Origin of the sequence: Campylobacter sp. RM12637 (assembly GCF_020137645.1) — a bacterium.
Taxonomy (GTDB): domain Bacteria; phylum Campylobacterota; class Campylobacteria; order Campylobacterales; family Campylobacteraceae; genus Campylobacter_E.
Genome location: NZ_JACGAV010000039.1, coordinates 1 through 1,886 on the forward strand (window position 1 = coordinate 1; position 1,886 = coordinate 1,886).

2 protein-coding genes are annotated in these 1,886 nt (G+C 25.1%); both read right to left on the reverse strand.

What is annotated here, in order from left to right; genetic code table 11:
* Positions 1-131: 131 nt before the first annotated feature.
* Entirely contained in the window at positions 132-1,355 is a 1,224-nt protein-coding gene (locus AVBRAN12637_RS09625; RefSeq protein ID WP_336615822.1) for an autotransporter outer membrane beta-barrel domain-containing protein, read from the reverse strand.
* Positions 1,258-1,886, reverse strand: a 629-nt coding sequence (locus AVBRAN12637_RS09630; protein ID WP_336615823.1) for a hypothetical protein, incomplete at its 5' end; no start/stop codon positions are given. The genes AVBRAN12637_RS09630 and AVBRAN12637_RS09625, both read right to left, overlap by 98 nt.

Consider the following 1,886-nt stretch of genomic DNA (forward strand, 5'->3'; position numbering starts at 1 on the left):
AAATTAGATGATTTAAAAGATTTGGTTTTTATAAAAGATAATAAAGTATTTAATAAAAACTATTTAATATCAGATGAAATAGCTTTGTATTTAGAATAAAGCTAAGTTAATTAGAACTTATAAAGTTCTAATTAAAACTTATAGCTAAATCCTAAGTTTAATCTATATCCTGTATCAAACTCATTAGAAATATTCTTTGTAAAATCAGCATTAATGTCTAATTTAGAATTTGGTTTTACTAAAAATCCTATTTTAGCATTCAAGCCACTATCTTGGATATTGTTAAGATTGTTTTCTAAAAGAGCTACTACTTTACTTTTTGAAAGAGCATTTAAGTCTTTAAAGTATTGTAATTCAGTAACTAAGCTAAAGTTTTTGTTAAACTCAACCCCTGCTTTAACTCCTGCTTTTATACTAGCTTGAAGACCTTTTTTAGTTTCTATACTTGCATTAGTTCCTTTTAAGTCCAAGTCCTTAAATCTAGTAGCTATTAATTTAATATTAGGCTCTAAGTAATTATTATTTATACTAAATCTATGTCCTAAGCCTAAACCTATTTGATATAAGTCTAAGTAATTAGTAGTATATAAATCAATCTTTTTAGCTTCAAATTTATTTTTTAATGTTACATAAGCTAAAGAATAATCAATAAAGCTTCCATTATAAAAATTAGTAGAAGCATAAGCTCCAAATGACCTTACATTAGTAGAAGAGCTTAAAGCTTTATTTATTTCTAATCTTGAAATATTTGCAAATACTCCATAAGTTAGATTAAATCTATCTAAACTTATATTCTTATCTATACCAACACTTGTGCCTTTGTTTCTTAAATCATTATAATTAGTCTTTAAATAACTATATGAATTATTCACCCAAAAGCCGTGATTTTTAATATCATCTCTTAGATAAGTAAATCTATCATTTAAAATATCTGCTTGATTTTTTGCTACATAATAAGGTGTATTAATTATGCTTTTTAATTCAGCTTTTGTATTATCGTCTAATAATTCACTCATAAAATAATCTTTATAGTTTTTATTAATTAATTCTGTTGTAGTGTAATTAACATTGCCTTTACCATCAATTATTGCTTGGATTTCATCTTTGCTTAATTCTTTACCAGCTAAACCTACACTCCAAACTTCTTTAGTTCCATTCTCATCTTGCATAGTTGTATAATGAACTAGATTAGGTGATAATAATACACTTGAAATAGGTGTTGTATAAGTTATCTTAAAGAAGTCTTTATTAACTACTTTAGGTGTTATAGCTATTGCAATCAGCTCTTGTAGAATTTGAATTAGTAGTATTTGAGTTGTTAGTATTATTAATAATTGCAATAGGAACATAGCCATTAATTAATAAGCCTAAGTTTGTATTAGAAATATTAATTATATTATTAAAGCCACTTGCACCATATCTTGCAATGATTGCTCCACTAAAGTGATTATATAAAGAAGTATTATATCCACCACCTGTTATATAAAATGTAGAATTAGTAGCGTTTAGATTATTTACTGCTAATTGCCCTACTATTTTTGAATTAGTTGTAGTTAAGTTATTAGCTCTAATACCACCTTTAATAGCTGATTTTTCTATAGTGTAATCTCCACTTGTTATTTCTGCTTTATCATATACACTACTAGCATTATCATCTTTACCTTTTAAAAATACTTTAGTATCTTTAGAGCCTTCATTAGTATTATTTAAGAATACATTTGAGTTTGTAATCTCTCCTTTGTTTGCACTAATAGAAGTTGTTTTTAAATCTATATTTTTAATTACTAGCTTATCATCTACTTTTATTGTTTGAGCTTTGATTTCATCGGTTGTTTTTATATCATCGTTTATAAAATCAATATTATTAGCATTAATATCTTTAAAGT